Genomic DNA, 26,983 nt, shown 5'->3' with positions numbered 1-26,983 from the left:
CCAGGACAGCGCCTGGATTGACGAGCACCACGCTATCGGTCGCAGCCTTGCGGACACGGCAGCGGCAATCCAGACACAGGGTTTCTTGAGGCGAAAAAAAACGCCCCCGGTCGCAAGACCGGGGGCGTTTTCATTCAGCCGGAACTAAAGACTCAGTTCTTGGCTTTCTTGGCCGCGCGGGTACGCTCGCCTTCGTCCAGGATCTTCTTGCGCAGACGGATGGACTTAGGAGTCACTTCGCACAATTCATCGTCCTGGATGAATTCCAGAGCCTGTTCCAGGGTGAAGCGAACAGGTGGAACCAGGGCGATGGTTTCGTCTTTGCCCGAAGCACGCATGTTGTCGAGCTTCTTGCCTTTGGTTGGGTTCACACCCAGGTCGTTGTCACGGCTGTTCAGACCAACGATCTGACCGTTGTAGATCTCCTGGCCGTGCTCGACGAACAGCTTGCCGCGCGCCTGCAGGGTTTCCAGGGAGTAGGTCAGGGCCTTGCCGGTTTCTACCGATACCAGTACGCCGTTCTGACGACCGGACATGTGGCCGGACTTCATCGGAGCGTAACGGTCGAAGATCGAGGTCAGGATGCCTGCACCGTTGGTCAGGGTCAGGAACTGGTTACGGAAACCGATCAGACCACGGGCTGGAATGTTGTATTCCAGGCGTACACGGCCCTTGCCATCAGGAACCATGTTGCTCAGGTCGCCCTTACGCAGGCCCATTTCTTCCATGACCTTGCCCTGGGATTCTTCAGGGATGTCGATGGTGACGTTTTCGAACGGTTCCTGCTTCACGCCATCCACTTCACGGATGATCACTTCAGGACGGCCAACGCCCATCTCGAAGCCTTCGCGACGCATGGTTTCGATCAGTACCGACAGGTGCAGCTCACCACGGCCGGATACCTTGAACTTGTCGGCCGAGTCGCCTTCTTCAACGCGCAGGGCAACGTTGTACAGCAGCTCCTTGTCCAGACGCTCCTTGATGTTACGGCTGGTCACGAACTTGCCTTCCTTACCGCAGAATGGCGAGTCGTTGACCTGGAAGGTCATGGAAACGGTCGGCTCGTCGACGGTCAGCGGCTTCATCGCTTCAACAGCGGTCGGGTCGCACAGGGTGTCGGAGATGAACAGCTCGTCGAAACCGCTGATGCAGACGATGTCGCCGGCGGCAGCTTCTTCAACGTCCACGCGGTGCAGGCCGTGGTGACCCATCAGCTTGAGGATACGACCGTTGCGGCGCTTGCCGTCGACGTCGATGGCCACTACCGGGGTGTTCGGCTTGACGCGACCACGGGCGATACGGCCAACGCCGATCACACCCAGGAAGCTGTTGTAGTCCAGAGCGGAGATCTGCATCTGGAACGGACCGTCACGGTCAACGGCTGGCGCGGGTACGTTGTCGACGATCGACTGGTACAGCGGGGTCATGTCTTCGGCCATGTCGGTGTGGTCCAGACCGGCGATGCCGTTCAGGGCCGAGGCGTAGACGACTTTGAAGTCCAGCTGTTCTTCGGTGGCACCCAGGTTGTCGAACAGGTCGAAGATCTGGTCCAGAACCCAGTCAGGACGCGCGCCCGGACGGTCGACCTTGTTGATCACCACGATTGGACGCAGGCCGGCTTCGAAAGCCTTCTTGGTCACGAAACGGGTTTGCGGCATAGGGCCGTCTTGGGCGTCGACCAGCAGCAGCACGGAGTCGACCATGGACATGACGCGCTCAACTTCGCCGCCGAAGTCGGCGTGGCCCGGGGTGTCCACGATGTTGATGTGGTAGCCGTTCCAGTTGATGGCGGTGTTTTTCGCCAGAATGGTAATGCCGCGTTCTTTTTCCTGGTCGTTGGAGTCCATCACGCGCTCGTCGTTGAGCTCGTTGCGCTCCAGGGTGCCGGATTGACGCAGGAGTTTGTCTACCAGGGTGGTCTTACCATGGTCAACGTGGGCAATGATGGCGATGTTGCGTAGATTTTCGATCACTTGTGTATCTCGATCAGAGGATTCGGTGTGCTGACAAATGCTGGCAGCGATTAACAATAGAGTCAGGCCTGGCCGTTACAGCTGGACGGCGGCGTCGGGGGGCCGGTGACGCAAGCCACAGGCGAACATCCCCGGGCACTTAGCTCGGTCTATAAACGCGCACATTGGCATGTCCCTCACTGAGCAGATGGTGAGCATGCAGGCGACTCATGACGCCTTTGTCGCAATACAGCAGGTACTGGCGCGTAGGGTCCAGTTCCTTGAAGCGGGCATTCAATGCATAGAACGGCAGCGCTTGTACTTCGATGCCAGGGAGCTCCAGCGGGTCGTCTTCCTGGGCATCCGGGTGACGGATGTCGATGACGATCTGACCGGCCAGCGCCTCGCTGACTTCTTCAATCTGCAAATCCTGGCCCAACTCGTCGATCACCCGATCGATCGGCACCAGTTTGGCCCGCTCGATCGCACGCTCGAGCACCGCCATATCGAATTCTTTCTCTTCATGCTCGACGCGATGGCGCTTGGCATGGGTCTTGGGGTTCACCGAGATGACCCCGCAGTACTCCGGCATGTGCTTGGCGAAGTCGGCGGTGCCGATCTCTTCGGCCAGGTCGATGATGTCCTGCTTGTGGCTGGCGATCAGCGGACGCAGCACCAGCTTCTCGGTCACGCAGTCGATCACCGACAGGTTCGGCAGGGTCTGGCTGGACACCTGGGAAATCGCCTCGCCGGTCACCAGTGCATCGATGTGCAGGCGGTCGGCGATGCTCGAGGCGGCACGCAACATCATACGCTTCAAAATGACGCCCATATGACTGTTGTCGACTTTGCCGAGAATTTCCCCGAGCACTTCCTCGAACGGCACGCTGACGAACAGCACGCGCTGGGAGCTGCCGTACTTCTTCCATATATAGTGCGCGACTTCCATCACGCCCAATTCGTGGGCACGCCCGCCCAGGTTGAAGAAGCAGAAATGCCCCATCAAGCCGCGGCGCATGATCTGGTAGGCCGCCACCGTGGAATCGAAACCGCCGGACATCAGCACCAGGGTCTGTTCCAGGGCGCCCAGCGGGTAGCCGCCGATGCCGTTGTGCTGGCTGTGGATCACGAACAACCGTTGGTCGCGAATTTCCATCCGCACTTCAATTTCCGGCTCTTTCAGGGAAATTCCGGCGGCGCCGCACTGCCGACGCAGCTGGCTGCCGACGTACTTTTCCACGTCCATGGAGCTGAATTCATGCTTGCCGGCACGCTTGCAGCGCACGGAGAAAATCTTCCCGGGCAAGGCCTCGCCGAAGTGCTGCTTGCACTTGGCGACCATGTCGTCGAAGTCGCCCAGCGGGTATTCGTCGACCTGCAGGAAGTGCGCGATACCGGGCATGCAGCAGAGGCGCTCGGTCAACTCCTTCAGGGCCTTGGGCTCGCTGAGGGTGGTTTCCAGCTCAAGGTTGTCCCACACACCATTGACCACCACCGCCGGATCCAGATCGCGGAGCACGGCACGGATGTTCTTGGCCAGCTGACGGATGAAACGCATCCGTACCGGGCGGCTCTTGATGGTGATTTCCGGGAAAACTTTAACGATTAGTTTCATGAAAACTGTGCGCGCTGGGCCAGCCGAAAAAGGGGGGCGCGGATTATAGCGGAAATTGCTCAAGGTTTAACCAATTAATGTGCAGAAGGTTTTCGGCGCACCAAAACAGGTCATTTATCAAGTAAGGCGCTACATTGCAGTGCGCCACACGCCGAGATTTAGCCAAATCCGCCGCACAAAGCCTGATTTTGGGGCAGAAAACCCATCGCAGGGCACTGGCATGCAATTTGCTCCCTTGTGAGGCAGGTTGCCATGGCAGAGTATTCGCGCCGGCATCACCCACATTCTAAGGGCACTCCAACACCAAGCCCGAAGCCACCCGGAGGACACTATGTCGAAGTCGGTTCAACTCATCAAAGATCATGACGTCAAATGGATTGATCTGCGCTTCACTGACACCAAGGGCACTCAACATCACGTGACCATGCCGGCCCGTGATGCGCTGGATGAAGACTTCTTCGAATCCGGCAAGATGTTCGACGGTTCCTCCATCGCTGGCTGGAAAGGCATCGAAGCCTCCGACATGATCCTGATGCCGGACGACGAAACCGCCGTGCTGGATCCGTTCACCGAAGAGCCGACCCTGATCCTGGTGTGCGACATCATCGAACCTTCGAGCATGCAAGGTTACGATCGCGACCCACGTGCCATCGCCAAGCGCGCTGAAGAGCACCTGAAGGCCACCGGTATCGGCGACACCGTATTCGCCGGTCCAGAGCCTGAGTTCTTCATCTTCGACCAGGTGAAATTCAAGTCCGACATCTCCGGCTCGATGTTCAAGATCTACTCCGAGCAAGGTTCGTGGATGTCCGACCAGGACATCGAAGGCGGCAACAAGGGCCACCGTCCAGGCGTCAAGGGCGGCTACTTCCCGGTTCCACCGTTCGACCACGACCACGAAATCCGTACCTCCATGTGCAACGCACTGGAAGAAATGGGCCTGACCGTTGAAGTTCACCACCACGAAGTGGCGACTGCCGGCCAGAACGAAATCGGCGTCAAGTTCAACACCCTGGTGAAGAAGGCCGACGAAACCCAAACCCTGAAATACGTGGTGCACAACGTGGCCGACGCCTACGGTCGTACCGCCACCTTCATGCCCAAGCCACTGTACGGCGACAACGGTTCGGGCATGCACGTCCACATGTCGATCTGGAAAGACGGCAAGAACACCTTCGCAGGCGAAGGCTATGCCGGCCTGTCCGATACCGCCCTGTACTTCATCGGCGGCATCATCAAGCACGGTAAGGCCCTGAACGGCTTCACCAACCCGGCCACCAACTCCTACAAGCGTCTGGTTCCAGGCTTCGAAGCTCCGGTGATGCTGGCCTACTCGGCGCGCAACCGTTCCGCTTCGATCCGCATTCCTTACGTGTCGAGCCCTAAAGCCCGCCGTATCGAAGCGCGTTTCCCGGACCCGGCTGCCAACCCGTACCTGGCCTTCGCCGCCCTGCTGATGGCCGGCCTGGACGGTATCCAGAACAAGATCCACCCTGGCGACGCTGCTGACAAAAACCTGTATGACCTGCCGCCTGAAGAGGCCAAAGAGATCCCACAGGTTTGCGGCAGCCTGAAGGAAGCCCTGGAAGAGCTGGACAAAGGTCGTGCGTTCCTGACCAAAGGCGGCGTTTTCAGCGACGACTTCATCGACGCCTACATCGCCCTGAAAAGCGAAGAAGAGATCAAGGTCCGTACCTTCGTGCACCCACTGGAGTACGAGCTGTACTACAGCTGCTGATCCGCTAGCGTCGGCGCAAGCCGCGTGAACAAGAGGCCTCCTTCGGGAGGCCTTTTTTATGCCCGCGCCTTTACCCCGTCCGAGTTAGTTGCGTGCATCATGGGCGCCGTCTTTCCCCTCGACAGCCGAGCCCGCCCATGACTTCGCGCCTCACTCTGTGCTTCGCCCTGACTTGCAGCCTGTTCACCGGCGCAGCCTGCGCCAACGATGCCCCGCCCACCCTTGCCCCTCTGCTGCAAAGCATCAGCGAGCGCCTGACGATTGCCGATCAGGTGGCCCTGAGCAAATGGGACAGCCACAAGGCCGTGGAAGACCGCCCTCGGGAACAGCAGGTGATTGCCGGTGCCACGGCCCAGGCCGCCACCTATCACCTGAGTGAAGAAACGGTCGGGCAATTCTTCGCCGCCCAGATTGAGGCCAACAAACTGCTGCAGTACGCCAGGCTGTCCAGCTGGCACCTGCAAGGCCAGGCACCGGACACCCCGCGCCAGGATCTGGCCGGACAGATCCGCCCACGACTCGATCAGTTACAAAAGCGCCTGCTGCAACAACTGGCCGACTTCGCCCCGTACCAGACCGACCCGCAATGCCCGCAATGGCTGGCCCGGGCCAATCAGGCCGCCAGCAACGAGCCGTTGCGGCAGCTGGCGATGGTCCGCGCCACCGCCGAGTTATGTGTGTTCAAAGGTTAACCACGCCCGCGCCATGCCCGGTCGCGCCCTATGCTGGAGCCTTTCAACCGCAGCCCTTCAACGAGCGGACTCAGCATGATGCGCATTGCTGCCTTTTGCCTGCTGTGGATAACAGCCCTGCCCGCCTGCGCAGAGCCTTATGCGCAATTGCAGGTGCTCGGCGTGCCCGAGCACGGCGCGCTGCGGGCCAACAACGGCAGCTTCAATGTACGGGTGCTATTGGCCCCGGCCCTGCAACCCCAGCATCGTCTGCGCCTGCTGCTGGACGATCAGGCCTATGGCGCCACCAGCCGGGGCCACGAGCTGGCGCTGGTGAACATCGACCGTGGCCAACATCGCCTGGCGGTGCAGATCCTTGAGGGCACGCGGGTGCTGCAACAGAGCCCGAGCATCACCTTCACCCTGCTGCGCGCCCACCGTCGCTGATCAGGGGCCTCAGCCGCGCACCACGCCACTGGCCAGCAGTTTGGCAATCGTCGGCTCATCCAGCCCCAATCCCTGCAGCACCGCGCGAGTGTCCTGGCCCAACCTGGGTGGCGCAGTGCGATAACTGGCCGGCGTTCGCGAGAGCTTCACCGGTGAACCTATGCCGCGGTAATCATCGAGTTCCACCAGCAGGCCGCGATGTCGGGTATGAGGATGAGCCACCACCTGATCCACCGTGGCGATCGAACCGCAGGGCACGCCCAGATCGATCAGCCGTGGCGCCAGCGAGGCGCCGTCGTGTGCCGCCAGGTAATGTTCCAGCCGCTGCTTCAAGGCCTCGCGATTAACCGAACGCTGGCCGTTGTTGGCAAACCGCGGGTCTTGCAGCAACTCGTCGGCCCCCAGCTCCTGGCACAGCCTGGCGAACTGCCGATCATTGCCCACCGCGAGGAAGATCGGTTCGCCGGCAGTGCGATAGCTGTCGTAGGGGGCGATGTTGGGGTGGGCATTGCCCGTGCGCTTCGGGGTCTTGCCAGAGGCGAAGTAGTTCGGCAGGTGGGGGTGCAGCAAGGACACGCCGCAGTCATACAAGCAGATGTCCAGGGACTGCCCGAGGCCGCTGCGCTGGCGCTCGTTGAGGGCCAGGAGAATCCCCGCCAGGGCATTCAGCCCGGTGACCATATCGACGATCGGCAGGCCGATGCGCAGCGGCCCGCCCTCACCTTCGCCGTTGACACTCATCAAGCCGGCCATGGCCTGAATCACCGCGTCGTAACCGGGCAGGCCACCCAACGGGCCATCGGCGCCAAAACCGGAAATCCCGCAGTGGATCAACCCCGGAAACCGCTGGCTCAGCACCTCCTCGTAACCTATGCCCCACCGCTGCAGGGTGCCCGGCTTGAAGTTCTCGATCAGCACGTCGGCGCCTTCGAGCAACTGCATCAGCAGTTCCAGGCCCTCGGGGCGCGACAGGTCGACCGCAATCCCCTGCTTGTTGCGGTTGATACCGCGAAAGTACGAGGCGTCGTCACCTTCGAACGGCGGCCCCCAGCCACGGGTTTCGTCGCCGCTCAACGGCTCCAGCTTGATCACCTCGGCGCCATGATCGGCCAGGGCCTGGGAACAGTAAGGACCACCCAGCACACGGCTGAGATCGATGATTTTCAGACCCGACAGGGCCCCTTGGGCGTGCTTCATGTGGGTACTCCGGAAAGTGGCAGTGGGCGACCCTTCAGGCCGGTAGCAGTTGCATCGCCTCGGCTTGCGACAGCGGGCTTTCATTGGCCAGCCGCGCCAGCAGTTGAGCATCGATGGCCGGCTCCAGGCTCAAGGGGTCCCGCGGCAGCACCTTGTGCGTCAACACCAGATGGGCCAGGGCCAGGCGTCGAAAATCTCCGGCCTGGCGCGCCGCTTCCCAGGCCATGAAGATCGCGCTGGTCAGGTGATAGAGGACGCTGCCGGCCTGCCGCACCTGCTCATCCAGGCGCTGCAGCGCCACCCTGTGGAAACAGGTGACCGCACGCCGCAGGGCCGAGTCGAACAGCTGGCGGCTGGCTGGCGGCAGGTCGGCTTCGGCCAGCAGTCCGGCCAGGTAGCCCTGTAGCGGCTCCAGCGCCTGCTCGCGGGTCACCGCCCGGGCGATGTCCAGGGCAACGATGTTGCTGGTGCCTTCCCAGATCGATCCCAGGTGGGCATCACGCACCAGCCGGGCATCGCTCCATTCCTCGATGTACCCAACCCCGCCCCGCACCTCCATGGCATCGCCGGTCACCCGCCGGGCATCACGGCAGGCACGGAACTTGATCAGCGGCGTGAGAATCCGCACGCACTGGCGCGCCGTCTCGTCGCCGCCATCGGCCCGGGGCAGCAAGGTGGCGATCTGCATGAACATCGAGCGCGCCTGCTCGGTGGGCAGCATCATCTTCAGCAACTGGCGCTGCATCAGCGGCATGTCGATCAGATGCTTGCCGAAGGCCCGACGCTGGCGGGCGATGTACAACGCCTCACTCAGGGCCCGGCGCATCAGCCCCGCTGCACGCACGCCATTGGACAGGCGCGACATGTTGATCATGTCGGCCATCTGTTGAAAGCCGCGGCCGACGTCACCGATCAGGTAGGCCGTGGCACCTTCCAGGGTGATCTCGCCGCTGGCCATGGAGCGGCTGCCGAGCTTGTCCTTCAAGCGCTGGATTCGATAGGCGTTGCGCGAACCATCGGGCAGCACCTTCGGCAGCAGGAACAGGGTCACCCCGGCCATGCCCGAGGGCGCATGGTCCGGCCGCGCCAGGACCATGGCCAGGTCGGCATCCGGGTTGGAGCAGAACCATTTTTCGCCATACAACCGCCATTGACCGTCTTCCAGCCGGGCACGGGTTTCGGTGCGCGAGACATCGGAACCGGCGGCCTGCTCGGTCATGAACATCGCCCCCTGGAATAGCTCGTCGAAATCCTGGGACTGCAACTGCGGCAGGTAGCGCTGCACCAGCTCGGGGGCACCAAACTTGCGCAGGGTGCGGGCCAGGGAGTCGGTCATGCTCACCGGGCAGCACAGGCCGAACTCGGCCTGGACGAACAGGTAGGTCAGGGCGTACTTGACCAGCGGCAGCGGGCCGTCAGGGCGGTGGCTCATCGAGGCCAGGCCCAGCTCGGCGTAGGCCACCCGTTCCAGTGCGACATAGTCCGGGTGCTTGGCAATGCTTTGCAGGTTCTCGCCACGGCGGGTGCGGGGCTGCAACACCGGCGGGTGCTTGTCGGCGCTCAAGGCCAGCACGTCCAGCTCGCCACCGGCCCGGGCGCCCAGCTGCTGCAGGGTCGGCAGCCATTGCTGATAGACCGCTGGCGGCAGATACACCTGAAGCAACGCGGCCAGGCCGGCGTCGCAGGCAAACAGGTTGATGCCACGGCTGTCGGGAATGTTCAGGCGGTCTTCGAGGGGGCAAGGCTTGGCGGTCATGGCGCGTCTCCTGGTTTTTGTAGGCCGAGACTAGAGTCGCCATCGATAAGTATCTAATACAAAATCCATCAACTACGATAATAAAACCATATCGAAGAAGGCGAAATCATCGTGGACCTCAAACAGCTGCGCTACTTCGTCGCCGTGGCCGAGGAGCTGCATTTCGGGCGTGCCGCGGAGCGCCTGTGCATTTCACAGCCGGCGCTGAGTTTCGACATCAAGAAGCTGGAGGGGCAACTGGACATCCAGTTGCTCAACCGCAACAACAAGTCCGTGAGCCTGACCAATGCCGGCCAGGTGCTGCTGGGCGAAGCGCGCTACCTGCTGCTGCGGGCCGACCAGGCGCGGCGCCTGACCCAGCGCTCGGCGGAAGGCTTCAGCGGACGCCTGAGCGTGGGCTTCGTCAACTCGATCCTGCACCGCGGCCTGCCCCAGGCGGTCAAGGCCTTCGAGCGCGATCACCCGGACACCGAGATCGTGCTGATGGAAATGAACAGCGCCAGTCAGGCCCAGGCCCTGCAGCGCGGACAGATCGACATCGGCTTCGTTCACGGTGGCACCTTCGCCGCCGGCATCCGCAGCGCGACACTGCTGGCCGAACCCTTCCTTTGCTGCCTGCCGCAGAACCACCCCCTGGCCGGGCAGACGCGGGTCGACCTCAAGCAACTGGCCAATGATGATTTCATCCTGTTTCCACGGGAGGCATCGCCCCACTACCACGACCTGATCATCGCCCGCTGCGTGGCCGCCGGGTTCAGCCCGCGGATCCGCCACGAAACAAGGCTCTGGCAAACCGTGGTGACGATGGTGGCCCATGAGATGGGCGTGGCGCTGGTGCCCCAGACCCTGGCCCTGCTCGGCCAACCGGGGGTGAGTTACTGCGAGATTGAAGGTCGGGGAGCGCCTTCGGAGATCCTGGCCATCCATCTGGCGGACCAACCCTCGGCTGCCGCAGACAGTTTCCTGGCCCTGTTCAGATCCTTGCTGCAAGCCGCTGGCACGGGCTCCTGGGCAGGCCCCGGCGATACGAAATCACGTATCAAACCATAAGATTTAATCATTATATTTTTCGATTCCTGCCTGTATAGGCTCCCAGCGGTCGGGCCTTGCATGACGCCCACGCGCCCCGCCTGGGCGCCCATAACAATAACAAGCAGGAGTTGCACATGAGCGCCACCCTGGAAGCTGCCGCCCACAAGAAAGCCCGCAAGGCGGGCATAGCCTCGTTCATCGGCACCACCATCGAATGGTATGACTTCTACGCCTATGGAATCGCCGCCGCCCTGGTGTTCGGCAAAATCTTCTTTCCCGCCGACCTGCCCCCGGGCACGGCCACCCTGCTGTCCTTCCTGACCCTGTGGGCGGGCTTTGTCGCCCGCCCCATCGGCGGCATCATCTTCGGCCACATGGGCGACAAGATCGGCCGCAAGACCACCCTGGTGATCACCCTGATCATGATGGGCGTGGCCACCACCTGCATCGGCCTGCTGCCCGGCTACCTGCAGATAGGTGTCTGGGCACCGATCGCCCTGGTGGCCCTGCGCATCATCCAGGGCATCGCGGTGGGTGGCGAATGGGGCGGGGCGGTCCTGATCGCCAGCGAAAGCGCGCCCAAGGGCAAGGGCATCCTGTACGCCGCCTTTGCCCAGCAAGGCTCGCCCGCCGGCAACCTGCTGGCGACCCTGGTGTTCTTTGGCATCAGCGCCCTGCCGACACCGGACTTCCTGCTCTGGGGCTGGCGCATTCCGTTCCTGCTCTCGGCGCTGCTGGTGATCGTCGGCATGGTCATCCGCCTCAAGCTCGAAGAATCCGATGACATGCAGCGCCTGATGGCGCAGAAGAAGACCGTCAAGCTGCCGATTCTCGACGTGCTGCGCGACCACTGGCGCTTGGTGCTGCTGGGCGCCGGAGTGCTGCCGATCATCCACGTCACCTATTTCAAGAGCACCTTTGCCCTGTCCTGGGCCACCAAGGAGCTGGGCTACACCCAGAGCAGCTTCCTCAGCGTGATCGTCATCGCCCTGGTGGTGCAGTTCATCACCCAACCCCTGGGAGCGGTGCTGGTTTCGCGCATGGACATGCGCAAGGCCATGGTGCTGATGGTGGTACCGGAACAGTTGCTGATGCCGGCGATGTTCTTCGCCGTGGAGACCGGCAACTACTGGATCGCCGTGCTCGGCATGTGCCTGGCCACGGTGCCGCATTCGATGTTCTACGGCGCGGTGGGCGGCATCCTGGCCCGGGCCTTTCCGACCCGGGTGCGCTACAGCGGGCTGTCGATCTCCTACCAGCTGTGCTCGCTGCTGGTCGGCGGCGCCACTCCGGTGCTGGCGCAAAGCATCCTCAACGGCACCGGCAGCATCATCGGCGTGGCCATCGCCTCGGCCTGCTACGCCCTGGTTTCGCTGCTGTGCATGCTGGCCCTGCTCAAGCGCATCGGTCACAACGCCGCCGAGCTGTCCACGGCGGAACAGGCGGATGCCGACGAACTGGCGCGAGAAGCGGACAACCAGCGTTTGGCCCAGTTGCCTGTGGATAACCTTCCACCTGCTGCCACTCCCGCAAGCCCGTTACAGCCCGCTCGCTGACTCGCCCGACAGAGGGCGCAAGCGCCGCTCATGCTCCAGCAGCCAGCGCTTGCGCCACAGGCCGCCGCCATAGCCGGTGAGGGCGCCGTCACTGCCGATCACTCGGTGACAGGCAATGACGATGGCGATCTGATTGGCGCCGTTGGCCCGGGCCACCGCACGCACCGCTGAGGGCGAGCCGATCCGGCTCGCCACCTCGGCGTAGCTGCAGGTGCTCCCCGGGGGAATATCACGCAACGCCCACCAGACCGTGCGAGTAAAAGCCGAGGCGTTCATGGCCAACGGCGTGGTGAAGCTCAGCGCCTCCCCGGCAAAGTAGCGCCGCAACTCGGCCTCGATCAGATCGATCGGAGCAAAGCGCCCGAAACCTATGCTCGAACCACTGCGTTTTTGCAGAGCCTGCAGCTCAGTGGCCAGCGCCGGGCGATCGAAGAACTCCAGCAGATGCAGGACCTGGGCATCGGCCACCGCCAGCATCACGCCGATCGGGGTTTGCAGCCAATCGGCCTTGAGCAGCTCGCGCCCCCGCAGGCTCGATGGTGGCTGGCCCGCCAGACGACGGAAGGCCCGCCGGAAGCCGCTGTCGGAATCGAAGCCGGCACTGATCTGCGCGTCGATCACCGACTCTCCGCCAGCCAGCTGCTGCATGCCCTGGCCCATGCGCCGCAGGCGGGCCATTTCCAGGAAAGTCACTCCGAAGTAGCGCTTGAAGGCGCGACGCACGGTGGACGGGTCCAGCCCCAGCCGGGTCAGATCATCTTCGTACCAGCGGCGTTCGGGATCGCTGTGCAGTTGCTCCAGCAGGGTCTGTACCCAGGGTTCCTGCACCCCGGCCCGCTCCAGCGGCCGACAACGCAGACAGGCACGGAATCCCGCTTCGACACAACCCTTGATCGAGCTGAAGAACACCGTGTTCTCGCGCTTGGGCTTGCGCGCGGCACAGGTCAGGCGGCAGAACACCCCCGTGCTCTTGACCCCGACGTAGGCAAAGCCCTCATAGGCCGGGTCGCGGTCCAGAAGGGCCTGATACAGGGTGTCGTCGTCGGGGAGCTGAAACAGCAGAGTGGCGTTTTCCATGGCCGCATCCTGAACCTTGAAGCGTCGGGTTCGAGCACTCTAAACCCGCGCTCTGTGCGCTGCCGCTGAAAAACGGGCGTTGATTCTCATCGATCCGTGCAGCCGCCAAGCGCCCCGCAGAATCATGCACTATATTGGTGCAATACCGTGCACCCACAGACCACTCCCAGCCCATTTTGGTTCGAAAATACCCGGCGAAGCTGGCAAAGCGCCACGCAATCGGGCTTCAAACGCCTGTTTCAGGCCGCGAACGCTTCTTTTCGGAGCCTTGGTTTGGTTTTTGCATTTTCTCCACATCAGCGCTTTAACCCCGCGCGCGATCCCGGACCAGCTCCGGCTCGCCCTGCTCCAAAAGAGGTCCGAATGACCATCAGCGACCCACTGCACCGCCTGCTTCTGGACAACCTGACCACCGCCACCATTCTGCTCAACGCCGACCTGCGCCTTGAGTACATGAACCCGGCGGCGGAGATGCTCCTGGCCATCAGCGGCCAGCGCAGCCATGGGCAATTCATCAGCGAGCTGTTCACCGAATCCGCCGAGGCCCTGAGCTCCCTGCGCCAGGCGGTGGAACAGGCGCATCCGTTTACCAAGCGCGAAGCCATGCTCACCGCCCTGACCGGCCAGACCCTGACCGTCGACTATGCGGTGACGCCGATCCTCAGCAACGGCGACACCTTGCTGCTGCTGGAAGTCCACCCCCGGGACCGGCTGCTGCGCATCACCAAGGAAGAGGCCCAGCTGTCCAAGCAGGAAACCAGCAAGATGCTGGTGCGCGGCCTGGCCCACGAAATCAAGAACCCCCTGGGCGGGATTCGCGGCGCCGCCCAATTGCTGGCTCGCGAGCTGCCCGAGGAAAGCCTCAAGGACTACACCAACGTCATCATCGAAGAGGCCGACCGCCTGCGGAACCTGGTGGACCGCATGCTCGGCTCGAACAAGCTGCCATCGCTGGCCCTGACCAACATCCACGAGGTGCTGGAGCGGGTCAGCAGCCTGGTGGAAGCCGAAAGCCAGGGCTGCATCACCCTGGTGCGCGATTACGACCCGAGCATTCCCGACGTCCTGATCGACCGCGAGCAGATGATCCAGGCGGTGCTCAACATCGTGCGCAACGCCATGCAGGCCATCAGCAGCCAGAACGAGATGCGCCTGGGGCGCATCACCTTGCGCAGCCGCACCATGCGCCAGTTCACCATCGGTCATGTGCGCCATCGCCTGGTGACCAAGATCGAGATCATCGACAACGGCCCGGGCATTCCCGCCGAGCTGCAGGACACCCTCTTCTTTCCCATGGTCAGCGGCCGCCCGGACGGTACCGGGCTGGGCCTGGCCATTACCCAGAACATCATCAGCCAGCACCAGGGCCTGATCGAATGTGACAGCCATCCCGGCCACACCACCTTCTCGATCTTTCTGCCTCTGGAACAAGGAGCCCCATCGACATGAGCCGTAGTGAAACCGTGTGGATCGTCGATGACGACCGTTCTATCCGTTGGGTCCTGGAAAAGGCCCTGCAGCAGGAAGGCATGACCACCCAGAGCTTCGACAGCGCTGACGGCGTAATGAGCCGCCTGGCGCGCCAGCAGCCGGACGTGATCATCTCCGACATCCGCATGCCCGGTGCCAGCGGCCTGGACCTGCTGGCGCGGATTCGCGAGCTGCACCCGCGCCTGCCGGTGATCATCATGACCGCGCACTCGGACCTGGATAGCGCTGTCGCCTCCTACCAGGGCGGCGCCTTCGAGTACCTGCCCAAGCCGTTCGATGTGGATGAGGCGGTGTCGCTGGTCAAGCGCGCCAACCAGCATGCCCAGGAGCAGCAGGGCCTGGAAGTGGCGCCGACCCTGGCCCGTACCCCGGAAATCATCGGCGAAGCGCCGGCCATGCAGGAGGTGTTCCGCGCCATCGGACGCCTGAGCCACTCCAACATCACCGTGCTGATCAACGGCGAGTCGGGCACCGGTAAAGAACTGGTGGCCCACGCGCTGCATCGCCACAGCCCACGGGCGGCATCGCCGTTCATCGCCCTGAACATGGCCGCTATCCCCAAGGACTTGATGGAATCCGAGCTGTTCGGCCATGAAAAAGGCGCCTTCACCGGCGCCGCCAACCTGCGCCGCGGACGCTTCGAACAGGCCGACGGCGGCACCCTGTTCCTCGACGAGATCGGCGACATGCCGGCTGACACCCAGACTCGCCTGCTGCGGGTCCTGGCCGATGGCGAGTTCTACCGGGTCGGCGGCCATACCCCGGTCAAGGTCGATGTGCGGATCATCGCTGCGACCCACCAGAACCTGGAAACCCTGGTGCATGCCGGCAAGTTCCGTGAGGACCTGTTCCACCGCCTCAACGTGATCCGCATCCATATTCCGCGCCTGTCGGACCGTCGCGAAGACATCCCGACCCTGGCCAAGCACTTCCTCAGCCGCGCCGCCCAGGAACTGGCGGTGGAACCCAAGCTGCTGAAGAACGAAACCGAGGAGTACCTGAAGAACCTGCCGTGGCCGGGCAACGTGCGCCAGCTGGAGAACACCTGCCGCTGGATCACGGTGATGGCTTCGGGGCGCGAAGTGCATATCAGCGACCTGCCGCCGGAACTACTGAGCCTGCCCCAGGATTCGGCGCCGGTGACCAACTGGGAACAGGCTCTGCGCCAGTGGGCTGATCAGGCCCTGGCCCGCGGCCAGTCGAACCTTTTAGACAGCGCGGTGCCGAGTTTCGAGCGGATCATGATCGAAACCGCCCTCAAGCACACCGCCGGCCGCCGCCGCGACGCCGCCGTGCTGCTGGGCTGGGGCCGCAACACCCTGACCCGCAAGATCAAAGAACTGGGGATGAAGGTCGACGGTGGCGACGAGGACGAAAGCGAAGAGGGCTGAAGCCCCAACCCGCAGCATGCAGGAGCTGGCTTGCCAGCGAAAAGGCCCTTGAGCCTTGCAGAGCGCCGAGCGGCGCTTTCGCCGGCAAGCCGGCTCCTACGACGATGACGTGCGTGCACCAGGATGGGCTGCATGCACTGCCCCAAGGCGCGGTGCAGCGCCATCGGGCCCGGGCACAACCCGGGCCTCGCCTCTGAAAAGCCCCAGGTCGAAAACGCAAAAGCCCCGGATTACGGGGCTTTCGACTTTTTTCACCGCAACACGCGCGGATTGCGCCAAAGCTGGCACGCGCCCTGCATTAACCCAGTCACTACCCAGTTTCGGGGACCTTGGTACAGGCAGGCCGGGGATTCCCCTCTTTAACACCCGGCCCATCACGCTCATAGCGACGGGCCACGCTTTCGGGAACCTCGGTACAGGCAGGCCGGGGATTCCCTCTTTAACAACCGGCCCATCACGCTCATAGCGACGGGCCACGTTTTCGGGAACCTCGGTACAGGCAGGCTGGGGCTTCCCTCTTTAACACCGGGCTCATCACGCTCCGAGCGACGTGCCCACAACCCTTTCGGGGACCCTGGTACAGGCAGGCCGGGAATCCCCTTCTTTACACCGGGACTCATCGCCCCAAACGGGCGATCAGCCCCTCCCGTTTTTGGGGGCCTTGGTACAGGCAGGCCGGGGTTTCCCTCTTTTATTCCTCCCGCAGGTGGATCGCCAGGCGCCAGCGCCCGTCCACCTGGCTGGCGCTCCACTCGCCCCGCAGCGGCCGGGCAGCCACCAGGTTCAGCAGCAAGCCCTGGTCCGCCAGCCGTACCCGCCAGTTCACCGTCTTCTGATTGACCTGCAACTGACCGTTCTGCGCCCGTCCTTGTGCATCGAACAGCAAGGCGATGGTGCCATCGATATGTTCGCCGTGAACCTTGGGTTCCTGGTTGAACCAGACCACCAGGCCATCGGCGGCCACCTCGACCTGTTGCAACTCGACCGGGTCGGGCTGGGTCAGTCGACCGATCATCAGCCCCACCATCATTCCGACAATCGCCAGGGAGCCGAATACCTTCGGCATTAGCTTCGGTCGCGGGTCTTCTTCAGGCGTAGAATGCAGCCTGTCTTTCTCTTCGGAGCCGTGCATGTTTCACGTCATCCTCTTTCAACCAGAAATTCCGCCGAATACCGGCAACGTTATCAGGCTGTGCGCCAACAGCGGCTGCCACCTGCATTTGATCGAGCCGCTGGGTTTCGAAATGGACGACAAGCGCCTGCGCCGCGCCGGCCTCGACTATCACGAATACGCCACCCTGCAACGCCACGCCGACCTCGCAAGTTGCCTGAAAAGCCTTGGCCAGCCGCGCCTGTTCGCCTTCACCACCAAGGGCTCGCGGCCCTTCCATGACGCCAGCTTCAAGGAGGGTGACGCCTTCCTGTTCGGCCCCGAGAGCCGCGGCCTGCCGGCGGACGTGCTGGACGCCCTGCCCGGCGAGCAACGCCTGCGCCTGCCCATGCGCGAAGGCTGCCGCAGCCTGAACCTGTCCAACACCGTGGCCGTGGCGGTCTATGAAGGCTGGCGGCAACTGGGGTTCAAGTAAGGCCCGGGTTTTCACCCGAGCATGAAAAAAGCGCCATTACAGGCGCTTTTTTCATGCTCGGACGACGTTCTTATTGAACGGTGTTTTCGCCAGCGGACTGCAGGCGTTGCAGTTCCTGGGCGTACAGCGCGTCGAAGTTCACCGGGGCCAGCATCAGGGCCGGGAACGAACCACGGGTCACCAGGCTGTCCAGCGCCTCACGGGCGTAAGGGAACAGGATGTTCGGGCAGAAGGCACCCAAGGTGTGGCTCATGGAAGCCTCGTCCAGGTTCTTGATCAGGAAGATACCGGCCTGTTGCACTTCAGCGATGAAGGCCACTTCGTCACCGTTCTTCACGGTCACGGACAGGGTCAGCACCACTTCGTGGAAGTCGGCTTCCAGGGCTTTCTGACGGGTGTTGAGGTCCAGGGCGACGCTTGGCTCCCACTGCTGGCGGAAGATGGCCGGGCTTTTCGGCGCTTCGAAGGACAGGTCACGCACGTAGATGCGCTGCAGGGAGAATTGCGGTGCGCTTTCGTCTTCGGCAGCAGTGTTCTGTTGGTCAGTCATCTCAGATCCTTCTTCACTCTTGGGTCTATAGGGTTAGGAGTTTCAGGCCGCCAGCAGCGCGTCGAGCTTGCCGGCGCGCTCCAGGGCAAACAAATCATCACAACCACCTACGTGGGTGGCGCCGATCCAGATCTGTGGCACGGAGGTGCGTCCGGCCTTCTGGGCCATGTCGGCGCGTACCTGCGGTTTGCCATCGACCTTGATCTCTTCGAAGGCTACGCCTTTGCTCGCCAACAGATGCTTGGCCCGCGAACAGTAAGGGCAGTAATCACTGGAGTAGACGATGACCTCGGGCATTACTTCACCAATGGCAGGTTGTCGGCTTTCCAGCTGGAAACACCGCCGGACAGTTTGGCGGCGGTGAAACCGGACTTCATCAGTTCACGGGCATGGGTGCCGGCGTGCTGGCCTTGGGCGTCCACCAGGATGATGGTCTTGGCCTTGTGCTTCTCCAGCTCGCCGACACGAGCGGCCAGCTTGTCCTGGGGAATGTTCAGCGCACCGACGATGTGGCCGGCGGCGTATTCCTTGGACGGACGGATATCGATCACTACGCCCTGCTCGCTGTTGACCAGCGCGGTCAGTTCACGGGTGCTGAGGCTGCGGCCACCGCGGCTCAATTCATGAGCGATCAACAGAGCCAGCAGGATGGCGAAGGCGCCGACGAGCAAGTAGTGTTCAGTGGCGAATTGAATCAGGTGAGCAACCATCTAAGGAGGTTCCAGGGCGTTAAAATGTCGGCCAGTATACACAGCCCTCAAGGTCGGCCAAACCCCGCCCGGCGGTGACGCCACCGGAACTTCGCTTTAAACTGCCACTCCGTTTTTCAACACCTCCTTTTTTCAACTCTTTCCTATCCAGCCACGAGTGGACGCCATGACTACCACGCCTAAACCTTTGGTCCTGATGATTCTGGATGGCTTCGGTCACAGCGAGAGCCACGAATCCAACGCCGTCTATGCGGCCAAGAAGCCGGTCCTGGACCGCTTGTGCGCCAGCATGCCCAACGGCCTGATCTCGGGTTCGGGCATGGACGTCGGCCTGCCGGATGGGCAGATGGGCAACTCCGAAGTCGGCCACATGAACCTGGGCGCCGGTCGCGTGGTGTATCAGGACTTCACCCGGGTGACCAAGGCCATCCGTGACGGCGAGTTCTTCGACAACCCGACCCTGTGCGCGGCCGTGGACAAGGCCGTGGCCGCCGGCAAGGCCGTGCATATCCTCGGCCTGCTGTCGGACGGCGGCGTGCACAGCCACCAGGATCACCTGATCGCCATGGCCGAACTGGCCTTCAAGCGCGGCGCCGAGAAGATCTACCTGCACGCCTTCCTCGACGGTCGCGACACCCCGCCGAAAAGCGCCCAGTCGTTCATCGAACTGCTGGACGAGAGCTTCAGGACCCTGGGCAAGGGCCGCATCGCCAGCCTGATCGGCCGCTACTTCGCCATGGACCGTGACAATCGCTGGGACCGCGTGGCCCAGGCCTACAACCTGATCGTCGACGGCCAGGGCCAGTTCAATGCCGCCACCGCCCAGGAAGGCCTGCAAGCGGCCTACGCCCGTGAAGAGAGCGACGAATTCGTCAAGGCCACCACCATCGGCGAGCCGGTCAAGGTCGAAGACGGCGACGCCGTGGTGTTCATGAACTTCCGCGCCGACCGCGCCCGCGAGCTGACCCGGGTCTTCGTCGAGGACGACTTCAAGGAATTCGAGCGCCCGCGCCAGCCCAAGCTGGCCGGCTTCGTCATGCTCACCCAGTACGCCGCCAGCATCCCCGCGCCGGCAGCCTTTGCTCCGGGCAGCCTGGAAAACGTGCTGGGCGACTATCTGGCGAAAAACGGCAAGACCCAACTGCGCATCGCCGAAACCGAAAAGTACGCCCACGTGACCTTCTTCTTCTCCGGTGGCCGTGAAGAGCCGTTCCCGGGGGAGGAACGCATCCTGATCCCGTCGCCGAAAGTCGCCACCTACGACCTGCAGCCGGAAATGAGCGCCCCGGAAGTCACCGACAAGATCGTCGACGCCATCGAAAACCTGCGTTACGACGTGATCATCGTCAACTACGCCAACGGCGACATGGTCGGCCACAGCGGTGTGTTCGCCGCCGCAGTGAAAGCCGTGGAATGCCTGGACCTGTGTGTCGGGCGCATCGTCGATGCTCTGGAAAAGGTGGGAGGCGAAGCCCTCATCACTGCGGACCACGGCAACGTCGAGCAGATGTCCGATGCCTCCACCGGCCAGGCCCACACGGCCCACACCACCGAGCCGGTGCCCTTCATCTATTACGGCAAGCGCGCCCTGAAAGTCCGCGAAGGCGGGGTGCTGGCGGATGTGGCGCCCACCATGCTCAAGCTGCTGGATCTGCCTCAGCCCGAGGAAATGACCGGCACCTCGATCCTGGTCGACCCCGCGCACTAAACCGCCAGATCGCCGTTGCATGAAAAACGCCCGATACAGTCCATCGGGCGTTTTTCATTGCGGCCTTGCCATGCTCAAGGCGCAAGATCCTGGCAGCGGCACCAGACAAACACCTGCCACTTACTGAATAATGATTATCGTTATCAGAAATGCCCGCAGAGAGAATCCCCATGCACAAGACGGCTACGCTGCTTCTAGCCTCCCTCCTGTCAGGCTGCGCAAGCCAGGCTCCTGCTCAACAGTCGGCAGATCCCAGGGTCAGTACGCTGGAACAGCAGCACACCCGGGTGGCCATGGACCCGCTGACCGCCGACAAATTGCGCGCGCTGTTGGAGATCAAGCCCCCGCAGCAGGCTGCCGACATCGGGCAGATGAACGACCTGATCTCGCGGGAGTTCCTGCACACCCCTTATGCGCCGAACAAGCTGCAAGGCTCTGCAACCCAGGCCGAGAAACTGGTGGTGGACTTCAGAGGCCTGGACTGCTTCACCTACCTGGATTACGTCGAGGCATTGCGCCAGTCCCACGATGAAGCCGGCTTCATCAACAACCTGGTGCAGATTCGCTACGTCAACGGCGATATCAACTTCCTCAACCGCCGCCACTTCTTCAGCGACTGGGCCCAGGCCGGACAGCCCCTGGCCGATGACGTCACCGCCCTGCTGGGGGCCGATGCGGTGACCGTCGCCAAGCACCTCAATCAGAAGGCCGATGGCGGCCATTACCTGTCGGGCCTGCCCGTGGCCGAACGCGACATCACCTACATTCCCAGTGCGCGGATTGACCAGCATGTGCTCAGCCACCTGCGCACCGGCGACTACATCGGTATCTACACCCCGCTCTCGGGTCTGGACGTCACCCACACCGGGTTGTTCATCAGAACCGCCCGGGGGCCCGTCCTGCGCAATGCGTCCTCGAAGCAGAACCAGCGCGTGGTGATCGACTCGCCGTTCATGGAATACGTCCGAGATGTCCCGGGAATCGTGGTCCTGCGCGCCCGGCAAACCGACCTGTCAGGGGATGCATCGGCCTCGGAGCGCAGCGCTCAGGCGCCGCAGCATCCATCTCACTCACAAGCGCCTGGCTGATCACGCCGGAAATCGGCGGCGTGCTGATAGCAAATGGCCCAATAACCGCCCGGAAACGGCTTTTTATGACGAACGCCGCAAAGCAGTTGGCTTTGAGGCGTTTTTTTTGCCGCGATGGGCGGGCATACTAGGCCGTCCCTTTCCCTGGTGTCGCCCGCCTCTATGCTTCGCGCCCTGATTACCCTTGCTCTGATCTGCCTGCTCCAACCGGCTTTTGCCGATGAGCGCGCGCAAACCCAACAACAGTTGGACGCCACGCGTCAGGACATTGCCGAGCTGAAGAAACTGCTGGGCAAGCTGCAGGAAGAGAAATCCGGGGTGCAGAAAGAACTGCGCGGCACCGAAACCGAAATGGGCAAGCTGGAAAAGCAGGTCGAAGCCCTGCAGAAAGAGCTGAAGAAAAGCGAAGCCGAGCTGCAGCGACTCGATGAGGAGAAAAAAAAACTCCAGAGCGCGCGCACTGAACAACAGCGACTGATCGCCATCCAGGCCCGCGCGGCCTACCAGAACGGGCGCCAGGAATACCTCAAGCTGCTGCTCAACCAGCAGAATCCGGAAAAATTCGCCCGCACCCTGACCTACTACGACTACCTGAGCCAGGCGCGCCTGGAGCAGTTGAAGAATTTCAACGAAACCCTGCGCCAGCTGGCCAATGTGGAAAAGGACATTTCCCTGCAGCAGGCCCAGTTGCTGGTGCAGAAAAGCAGCCTCGACACCCAGCGCGAAGAACTCGACAAAGTGCGCAAGGAGCGCCAGCTGGCCCTGGCCAAGCTGAACAACGACGTGAAGGCCCGTGACGACAAGCTCAAGGCCCGCGAGCAGGACCAGGCCGACCTGGCCAAGGTCCTCAAAACCATTGAAGAAACCCTGGCCCGCCAGGCCCGCGAGGCAGAGGAAGCGCGCCAGAAAGCGCTGATCGCCCAGCAGGAAGCCGAAAAAAAGCGTTTGCGTGAGGCCCAGGCCGAAGCCAGCGACGCGCCGCGCAAGCCCGCAAGATCAAGCCCTGGCGCCCTGGTTTCCAGCGCCGGCCCATCCTTTGGCGGTGCATTTGCCGCAGCCCGGGGAAAACTTCCATGGCCGGTTGATGGTCGATTGCTGGCGCGCTTTGGTGAAACCCGAGGCGACGACTCCCGCTCCAAGTGGGACGGGGTGATGATCAGCGCCGCCGCCGGCAGCCAGGTGCACGCCGTGCACGGTGGCCGGGTGGTGTTCGCCGACTGGCTGCGCGGCGCCGGCCTGCTGGTGATCCTCGATCACGGCAACGGCTACCTGAGTCTCTACGGGCACAACCAGACCCTGCTCAAGGAAGCCGGTGATGTGGTCAAGGCCGGAGAGTCCATCTCCACCGTGGGTAATAGTGGCGGACAGGACACTCCTGCGCTGTACTTTGCAATTCGTCAGCAGGGCCGCCCCAGCGACCCGGCACAGTGGTGCCACGCGCAAGGATAAGCGCCGCATCTAAATTAGGAGTTCGTTCGACATGCTGCATTTGTCCCGCCTTACCTCGCTGGCCCTGACGATCGCCCTGGTGATCGGAGCGCCTCTGGCGTTTGCCGCCGAAACCGCTCAATCAGCGACCGCCGCGACCACCAAGGCGCCTTTGCCGCTGGAAGAACTGCGCACCTTTGCCGAGGTCATGGACCGGATCAAGGCAGCCTATGTCGAACCCGTGGACGACAAGACCCTGCTGGAGAATGCCATCAAGGGCATGCTCAGCAACCTCGACCCACACTCGGCCTATTTGGGCCCGGAAGACTTCGCCGAGCTGCAGGAAAGCACCAGCGGCGAATTCGGTGGCCTGGGCATTGAAGTCGGTGCCGAAGACGGCTTCATCAAAGTGGTGTCGCCGATTGACGACACCCCGGCCTCCAAGGCCGGGATCCAGGCCGGCGACCTGATCGTCAAGATCAACGGCCAGCCGACCCGCGGCCAGACCATGACCGAAGCCGTGGACAAGATGCGCGGCAAGATCGGCCAGAAAATCACCCTGACCCTGGTGCGCGACGGCGGTACGCCATTCGACGTGACCCTGGCCCGCGCCACCATCCAGGTGAAGAGCGTGAAGAGCCAGCTGCTGGAGTCAGGCTACGGCTACATCCGCATCACCCAGTTCCAGGTCAAGACCGGCGAGGAAGTCTCCAAGGCCCTGGCCAAGCTGCGCAAGGACAACGGCAAGAAGCTCAACGGCATCATCCTCGACCTGCGCAACAACCCGGGCGGCGTGCTGCAGGCCGCGGTGGAAGTGGTCGACCACTTCATCACCAAAGGCCTGATCGTCTACACCAAGGGCCGCATCGCCAACTCCGAGCTGCGCTTCTCCGCCACCGGCAAGGACGAAAGCGAAGCCGTGCCGATGGTGGTGCTGATCAACGGCGGCAGCGCCTCGGCTTCGGAAATCGTCGCCGGCGCCCTGCAGGACCAGAAACGCGCGGTGCTGATGGGCACCACCAGCTTCGGCAAGGGCTCGGTGCAGACCGTGCTGCCGCTGAACAACGACCGCGCGCTGAAGATCACCACCGCCCTGTACTTCACCCCCAACGGGCGTTCGATCCAGGCCCAGGGCATCGTTCCGGACATCGAAGTGCGCCGCGCCAAGATCACCAGCGAGGCCCAGGACGGCGAGTACTTCAAGGAAGCCGACCTGCAGGGTCACCTGGGCAACGGCAACGGCGGCGCCGACAAGCCGAGCGGTTCGGCCAGCAAGGCCAAGCCGATGCCGCAGGATGACGACTACCAGCTGGCCCAGGCCCTGAGCCTGCTCAAAGGGCTGAGCATCACCCGCGGCAAGTGATTGAACCCTTCGCCGGCAAGCCGGCTCCTACAGGAGCTGGCTTGTGTAGGAGCTGGCTTGCCAGCGAAGCGCCCGCCAGGGCGCCCATCCCTTGAAGGCCCGACTCCGATCCCCATGATTTCCCGCCGCTTACCTCTGCTCCCCTCGCTCCGCACCACGCTGCTGGCCCTGCTGTGCCTCTTGCCCCTGGCCCCCCAAGCCGCGGAACCCACCGCCAGCGCGCCAAAGGCCTACCTGAGCCTGATCATCGACGACCTCGGCCAGAACCTGCCTCGCGACCGCCGCGTGCTGGCCCTGCCCGGCCCGGTGACCACGGCGATCATGCCCGACACGCCCCATGCCGCCGAATTCGCCCGCGAGGCTCATAGCGCCGGCAAGATCGTCATCCTGCACATGCCCATGGACCCGGCCACCGGCCCCTTCGCCTGGCACCCCGAGCTGCCCATCGAAGAGCTGCAAAAGCGCCTGGACGCCGCCTTCCAGGCCGTGCCCTACACCAGCGGCATCAACAACCACATGGGCAGCCGCATGACCGCCCAACCGCAAGCCATGGCCTGGCTGATGGCCGACTTGCAGCGACGCCACAAGTTCTTCGTCGACAGCCGCACCAGCGCCCAGACCGTCGCCGCCGCCCAAGCGCAGAAAATCGGCCTGGCCAGCGTTTCCCGGGATGTATTCCTGGACGACGAGCGGACTGAAGCGGCCATCAGCCAACAGTTGCAGACCGCGATCAAGCTCGCGCACAAACAGGGCTCGGCGGTAATGATCGGCCACCCTTATCCACAGACCCTGGCGGTGCTCGAACGCGAACTACCCAAGCTCAAGGCCCAGGGCATCGAGTGGATCGATATCAAGTCGATGATCAGCCTGCGCAGCAACGAAGCCATGGCCGGGCATGGCAAGAACGGCAAGTACAGATAGGGCAGCGGCAAGCCTCAAGCTGCAAGCCAAAGCGCCGCCGACCTGCTGTTGCTTGTAGCTTGCCGCTGATCTAGAGATAACGGCCCATGATTTCTTCCACCAGGCCCTCGGCGCGCATCGCGTCCAGGGCCGCCTGGAGCTTGGCCACTACCTCATCGGACACGTCCTTGTTCAAGGCCAGGTACAGCTCGGCGCTGTTGAAACGCAGCACGGTCTTGAGGCCGCTGATGCCTTCCTGCTTGGCCAGGTAACGACCGGCCGGGTCGCCAGTGGCCCAGAGGTCGATCTGACCCGCCACCAGCTTTTTGGCGTTGTCCTGGTCACGCAGCACCACTTGGGGGGCCAGGCCCTGCTTGGTCAGGGTCTCGGCGATGGCATCACCCTTGTAAGCGCCGATCTTGTATTTGCGCGCCTGCTCCAGGGATTCGAGGGTGATCTTGCTGCCGGCCTTGGCCAGCATGATCCAGTCATCCGGACCGATGGGACCGACCCACTTGAACAGCGGCTCGCGCTCCGGCAGCCGGGCCATGACGAACACCCCATAACCCGGCTGTTCCAGGGCCATTTTGTAGATGCGCTCCCAAGGGAAACGCAGGGTCAGGCTGTAATTGATCCCGGCGCGCTTGAACATTTCGCGGACGATATCCACGGCGATGCCGTCGATGTTCTCGCCTTGCGCGAAGTTCTTGCCGTTCTTGGCCATGTTGTAGGGAGGGAAATTTTCCGTCAGCAGCACCAGGGAGGTGTCGGCGGTTTCAGCGGCGCGGGCCAGAGTGCTAAGGAGCAAGGTCGCGCTGGCGACAACCACAAGAAGACGTTTGAACATGACGGGTTACCAGAATCCATGGCGTGCTCAAGAGTGCCGCGAGCACGCCATGCTGTCCAGTGGCTATCGCACCACGATCCCGCGCTGCGCCATGTAGGCCTTGGCCTCGGGAACCGTGTATTCGCCGAAGTGGAAAATACTCGCCGCCAGCACCGCGCTGGCATGGCCTTCGAGGATGCCGTCGGCCAGATGCTGAAGGTTGCCGACGCCGCCGGAGGCGATGACCGGGATTCCCAGGGCATCGCTGATGGCCCGGGTTACGCCCAGGTCGAAGCCGTTTTTCATGCCGTCCTGATCCATGCTGGTGAGCAGGATCTCGCCGGCGCCCAGGCCTTCCATCTTCTTCGCCCACTCCACCGCGTCCAGCCCGGTGGGTTTGCGCCCGCCATGGGTGAAGATTTCCCAGCGCGGAGTTTCACCCGGGCCCGAGACTTTCTTCGCGTCGATGGCGACCACGATGCATTGAGAACCAAAGTGCTGCGCCGCTTCACCGACAAACTCGGGGTTGAACACCGCCGCGGTGTTGATCGAAACCTTGTCCGCACCGGCATTGAGCAGGTTGCGGATGTCCTGCACGGTGCGCACGCCACCGCCCACGGTCAGCGGGATGAACACCTGGCTGGCCATGCGCTCGACGGTATGCAAGGTGGTATCGCGACCATCGACGCTGGCGGTGATGTCGAGGAAGGTGATCTCGTCGGCACCCTGCTCATCGTAGCGACGGGCGATTTCCACCGGGTCGCCGGCATCGCGGATGTTCTCGAACTTGACGCCCTTGACCACCCGGCCGTTGTCCACGTCCAGGCAAGGGATGATGCGTTTGGCTAAGGCCATGGGCTTAATCTCCGATTAAGAGTTGCAAGCTGCAAGCAACAAGCGG

General features: G+C 62.9%; 24 protein-coding genes. 13 read left to right on the top strand and 11 right to left on the bottom strand.

Annotated elements, in window-relative coordinates; all coding sequences use genetic code 11:
* Positions 1 to 152: 152 nt before the first annotated feature.
* Both typA and thiI read right to left on the bottom strand, forming a co-directional pair.
* Positions 153 to 1,973, bottom strand: coding sequence for a translational GTPase TypA (gene typA / locus BLV47_RS25310; RefSeq protein WP_016965621.1), 1,821 nt, complete (start codon positions 1,971 to 1,973; stop codon positions 153 to 155).
* 139 nt (positions 1,974 to 2,112) lie between these two features.
* Positions 2,113 to 3,567: a tRNA uracil 4-sulfurtransferase ThiI gene (thiI, locus tag BLV47_RS25305; protein ID WP_092318790.1), complete on the bottom strand. Its 1,455-nt coding sequence runs from the start codon at positions 3,565 to 3,567 to the stop codon at positions 2,113 to 2,115.
* A gap of 331 nt (positions 3,568 to 3,898) precedes the next feature.
* Here thiI and glnA point away from each other — a divergent pair, with 331 nt between their 5' ends.
* The 3 genes from glnA to BLV47_RS25285 all read left to right on the top strand — a co-directional run bounded on the left by glnA (position 3,899) and on the right by BLV47_RS25285 (position 6,423).
* The gene (glnA, locus tag BLV47_RS25295) at positions 3,899 to 5,305 is read left to right on the top strand and encodes a glutamate--ammonia ligase (RefSeq protein WP_016965623.1); all 1,407 of its coding nucleotides are present in this window, start codon (positions 3,899 to 3,901) and stop codon (positions 5,303 to 5,305) included.
* Between the two features lie 137 nt (positions 5,306 to 5,442).
* Positions 5,443 to 5,997, top strand: a complete 555-nt coding sequence (locus BLV47_RS25290; protein WP_092318786.1) for a chorismate mutase — start codon at positions 5,443 to 5,445, stop codon at positions 5,995 to 5,997.
* Positions 5,998 to 6,072: 75 nt separating this feature from the next.
* Positions 6,073 to 6,423 (top strand): hypothetical protein, encoded by a 351-nt coding sequence (locus BLV47_RS25285; protein ID WP_244168954.1) that lies wholly within the window; start codon positions 6,073 to 6,075, stop codon positions 6,421 to 6,423.
* Between the two features lie 9 nt (positions 6,424 to 6,432).
* Here BLV47_RS25285 and BLV47_RS25280 read toward each other — a convergent pair whose 3' ends face one another.
* Both BLV47_RS25280 and BLV47_RS25275 read right to left on the bottom strand, forming a co-directional pair.
* Positions 6,433 to 7,620, bottom strand: coding sequence for a CaiB/BaiF CoA transferase family protein (locus BLV47_RS25280; RefSeq protein ID WP_092318784.1), 1,188 nt, complete (start codon positions 7,618 to 7,620; stop codon positions 6,433 to 6,435).
* Positions 7,621 to 7,654: 34 nt separating this feature from the next.
* A complete protein-coding gene (locus tag BLV47_RS25275; protein WP_092318782.1) occupies positions 7,655 to 9,376 on the bottom strand; it encodes an acyl-CoA dehydrogenase family protein in 1,722 nt (573 codons plus the stop codon).
* Positions 9,377 to 9,487: 111 nt separating this feature from the next.
* Here BLV47_RS25275 and BLV47_RS25270 point away from each other — a divergent pair, with 111 nt between their 5' ends.
* On the top strand, positions 9,488 to 10,426 hold the full coding sequence (locus BLV47_RS25270) for a LysR family transcriptional regulator (RefSeq protein WP_092318780.1): 939 nt from the start codon (positions 9,488 to 9,490) through the stop codon (positions 10,424 to 10,426).
* Positions 10,427 to 10,542: 116 nt separating this feature from the next.
* On the top strand, positions 10,543 to 11,964 hold the full coding sequence (locus BLV47_RS25265; RefSeq protein ID WP_092318778.1) for an MFS transporter: 1,422 nt from the start codon (positions 10,543 to 10,545) through the stop codon (positions 11,962 to 11,964).
* Here the strand turns inward: BLV47_RS25265 and BLV47_RS25260 are convergent.
* Positions 11,947 to 13,041 carry a bifunctional transcriptional activator/DNA repair enzyme AdaA gene (locus BLV47_RS25260; protein WP_092318777.1) on the bottom strand — a complete coding sequence of 365 codons (1,095 nt, stop codon included), beginning with the start codon at positions 13,039 to 13,041 and terminating at the stop codon, positions 11,947 to 11,949. The genes BLV47_RS25265 and BLV47_RS25260 overlap by 18 nt on opposite strands.
* 363 nt (positions 13,042 to 13,404) lie before the next feature.
* Here BLV47_RS25260 and glnL point away from each other — a divergent pair, with 363 nt between their 5' ends.
* The gene (gene glnL, locus BLV47_RS25255; RefSeq protein ID WP_060837111.1) at positions 13,405 to 14,490 is read left to right on the top strand and encodes a nitrogen regulation protein NR(II); all 1,086 of its coding nucleotides are present in this window, start codon (positions 13,405 to 13,407) and stop codon (positions 14,488 to 14,490) included.
* On the top strand, positions 14,487 to 15,923 hold the full coding sequence (ntrC, locus tag BLV47_RS25250) for a nitrogen regulation protein NR(I) (RefSeq protein WP_092318775.1): 1,437 nt from the start codon (positions 14,487 to 14,489) through the stop codon (positions 15,921 to 15,923). The genes glnL and ntrC overlap by 4 nt, the downstream gene beginning before the upstream one ends.
* 691 nt (positions 15,924 to 16,614) lie before the next feature.
* Here the strand turns inward: ntrC and BLV47_RS25245 are convergent.
* Entirely contained in the window at positions 16,615 to 17,055 is a 441-nt protein-coding gene (locus BLV47_RS25245; protein WP_092318773.1) for a hypothetical protein, read from the bottom strand.
* On the opposite strand from BLV47_RS25245, the gene BLV47_RS25240 reads away from it, so the two are divergent.
* Positions 17,054 to 17,509, top strand: a complete 456-nt coding sequence (locus tag BLV47_RS25240) for a tRNA (cytidine(34)-2'-O)-methyltransferase (protein WP_092318771.1) — start codon at positions 17,054 to 17,056, stop codon at positions 17,507 to 17,509. The two genes, BLV47_RS25245 and BLV47_RS25240, sit on opposite strands and share 2 nt — an antisense overlap.
* Positions 17,510 to 17,579: 70 nt before the next feature.
* Here the strand turns inward: BLV47_RS25240 and secB are convergent, their stop codons facing one another.
* Genes secB through BLV47_RS25225 form a run of 3 tightly spaced genes read right to left on the bottom strand, consistent with a single transcriptional unit; the run spans position 17,580 to position 18,769 of the window.
* The gene (secB, locus tag BLV47_RS25235) at positions 17,580 to 18,059 is read right to left on the bottom strand and encodes a protein-export chaperone SecB (RefSeq protein WP_092318769.1); all 480 of its coding nucleotides are present in this window, start codon (positions 18,057 to 18,059) and stop codon (positions 17,580 to 17,582) included.
* A gap of 42 nt (positions 18,060 to 18,101) precedes the next feature.
* A complete protein-coding gene (gene grxC / locus BLV47_RS25230; RefSeq protein WP_092318767.1) occupies positions 18,102 to 18,356 on the bottom strand; it encodes a glutaredoxin 3 in 255 nt (84 codons plus the stop codon).
* Positions 18,356 to 18,769 carry a rhodanese-like domain-containing protein gene (locus tag BLV47_RS25225; RefSeq protein WP_092318765.1) on the bottom strand — a complete coding sequence of 138 codons (414 nt, stop codon included), beginning with the start codon at positions 18,767 to 18,769 and terminating at the stop codon, positions 18,356 to 18,358. The genes grxC and BLV47_RS25225 overlap by 1 nt, the downstream gene beginning before the upstream one ends.
* A gap of 166 nt (positions 18,770 to 18,935) precedes the next feature.
* Between BLV47_RS25225 and gpmI the strand changes: the two genes are divergently transcribed.
* The 5 genes from gpmI (at position 18,936) to BLV47_RS25200 (ending at position 25,277) form a co-directional block, all read left to right on the top strand.
* Positions 18,936 to 20,477, top strand: a complete 1,542-nt coding sequence (gene gpmI / locus BLV47_RS25220; protein WP_092318763.1) for a 2,3-bisphosphoglycerate-independent phosphoglycerate mutase — start codon at positions 18,936 to 18,938, stop codon at positions 20,475 to 20,477.
* 170 nt (positions 20,478 to 20,647) lie between these two features.
* On the top strand, positions 20,648 to 21,565 hold the full coding sequence (locus BLV47_RS25215; RefSeq protein WP_092318761.1) for a DUF1460 domain-containing protein: 918 nt from the start codon (positions 20,648 to 20,650) through the stop codon (positions 21,563 to 21,565).
* Positions 21,566 to 21,727: 162 nt separating this feature from the next.
* Positions 21,728 to 23,014 (top strand): murein hydrolase activator EnvC family protein, encoded by a 1,287-nt coding sequence (locus BLV47_RS25210; protein WP_092318759.1) that lies wholly within the window; start codon positions 21,728 to 21,730, stop codon positions 23,012 to 23,014.
* Positions 23,015 to 23,045: 31 nt separating this feature from the next.
* Positions 23,046 to 24,356: a S41 family peptidase gene (locus BLV47_RS25205; RefSeq protein ID WP_060842223.1), complete on the top strand. Its 1,311-nt coding sequence runs from the start codon at positions 23,046 to 23,048 to the stop codon at positions 24,354 to 24,356.
* A 114-nt stretch (positions 24,357 to 24,470) separates the two neighbouring features.
* Complete coding sequence (locus BLV47_RS25200) at positions 24,471 to 25,277, top strand: divergent polysaccharide deacetylase family protein (RefSeq protein ID WP_092318757.1); 807 nt, start codon at positions 24,471 to 24,473, stop codon at positions 25,275 to 25,277.
* Between the two features lie 70 nt (positions 25,278 to 25,347).
* Here the strand turns inward: BLV47_RS25200 and BLV47_RS25195 are convergent, their stop codons facing one another.
* Together BLV47_RS25195 and hisF are read right to left on the bottom strand one after the other, a co-directional pair.
* The gene (locus BLV47_RS25195) at positions 25,348 to 26,103 is read right to left on the bottom strand and encodes a substrate-binding periplasmic protein (protein ID WP_092318755.1); all 756 of its coding nucleotides are present in this window, start codon (positions 26,101 to 26,103) and stop codon (positions 25,348 to 25,350) included.
* A gap of 63 nt (positions 26,104 to 26,166) precedes the next feature.
* A complete protein-coding gene (gene hisF / locus BLV47_RS25190; protein WP_020299543.1) occupies positions 26,167 to 26,937 on the bottom strand; it encodes an imidazole glycerol phosphate synthase subunit HisF in 771 nt (256 codons plus the stop codon).
* Between the last annotated feature and the right edge of the window lie 46 nt (positions 26,938 to 26,983).

It is taken from the genome of Pseudomonas saponiphila (assembly GCF_900105185.1).
Lineage (GTDB): Bacteria > Pseudomonadota > Gammaproteobacteria > Pseudomonadales > Pseudomonadaceae > Aquipseudomonas > Aquipseudomonas saponiphila.
Note: the sequence above shows the minus strand (reverse complement) of the source record. Positions and strands in the feature narration are given on the sequence as shown.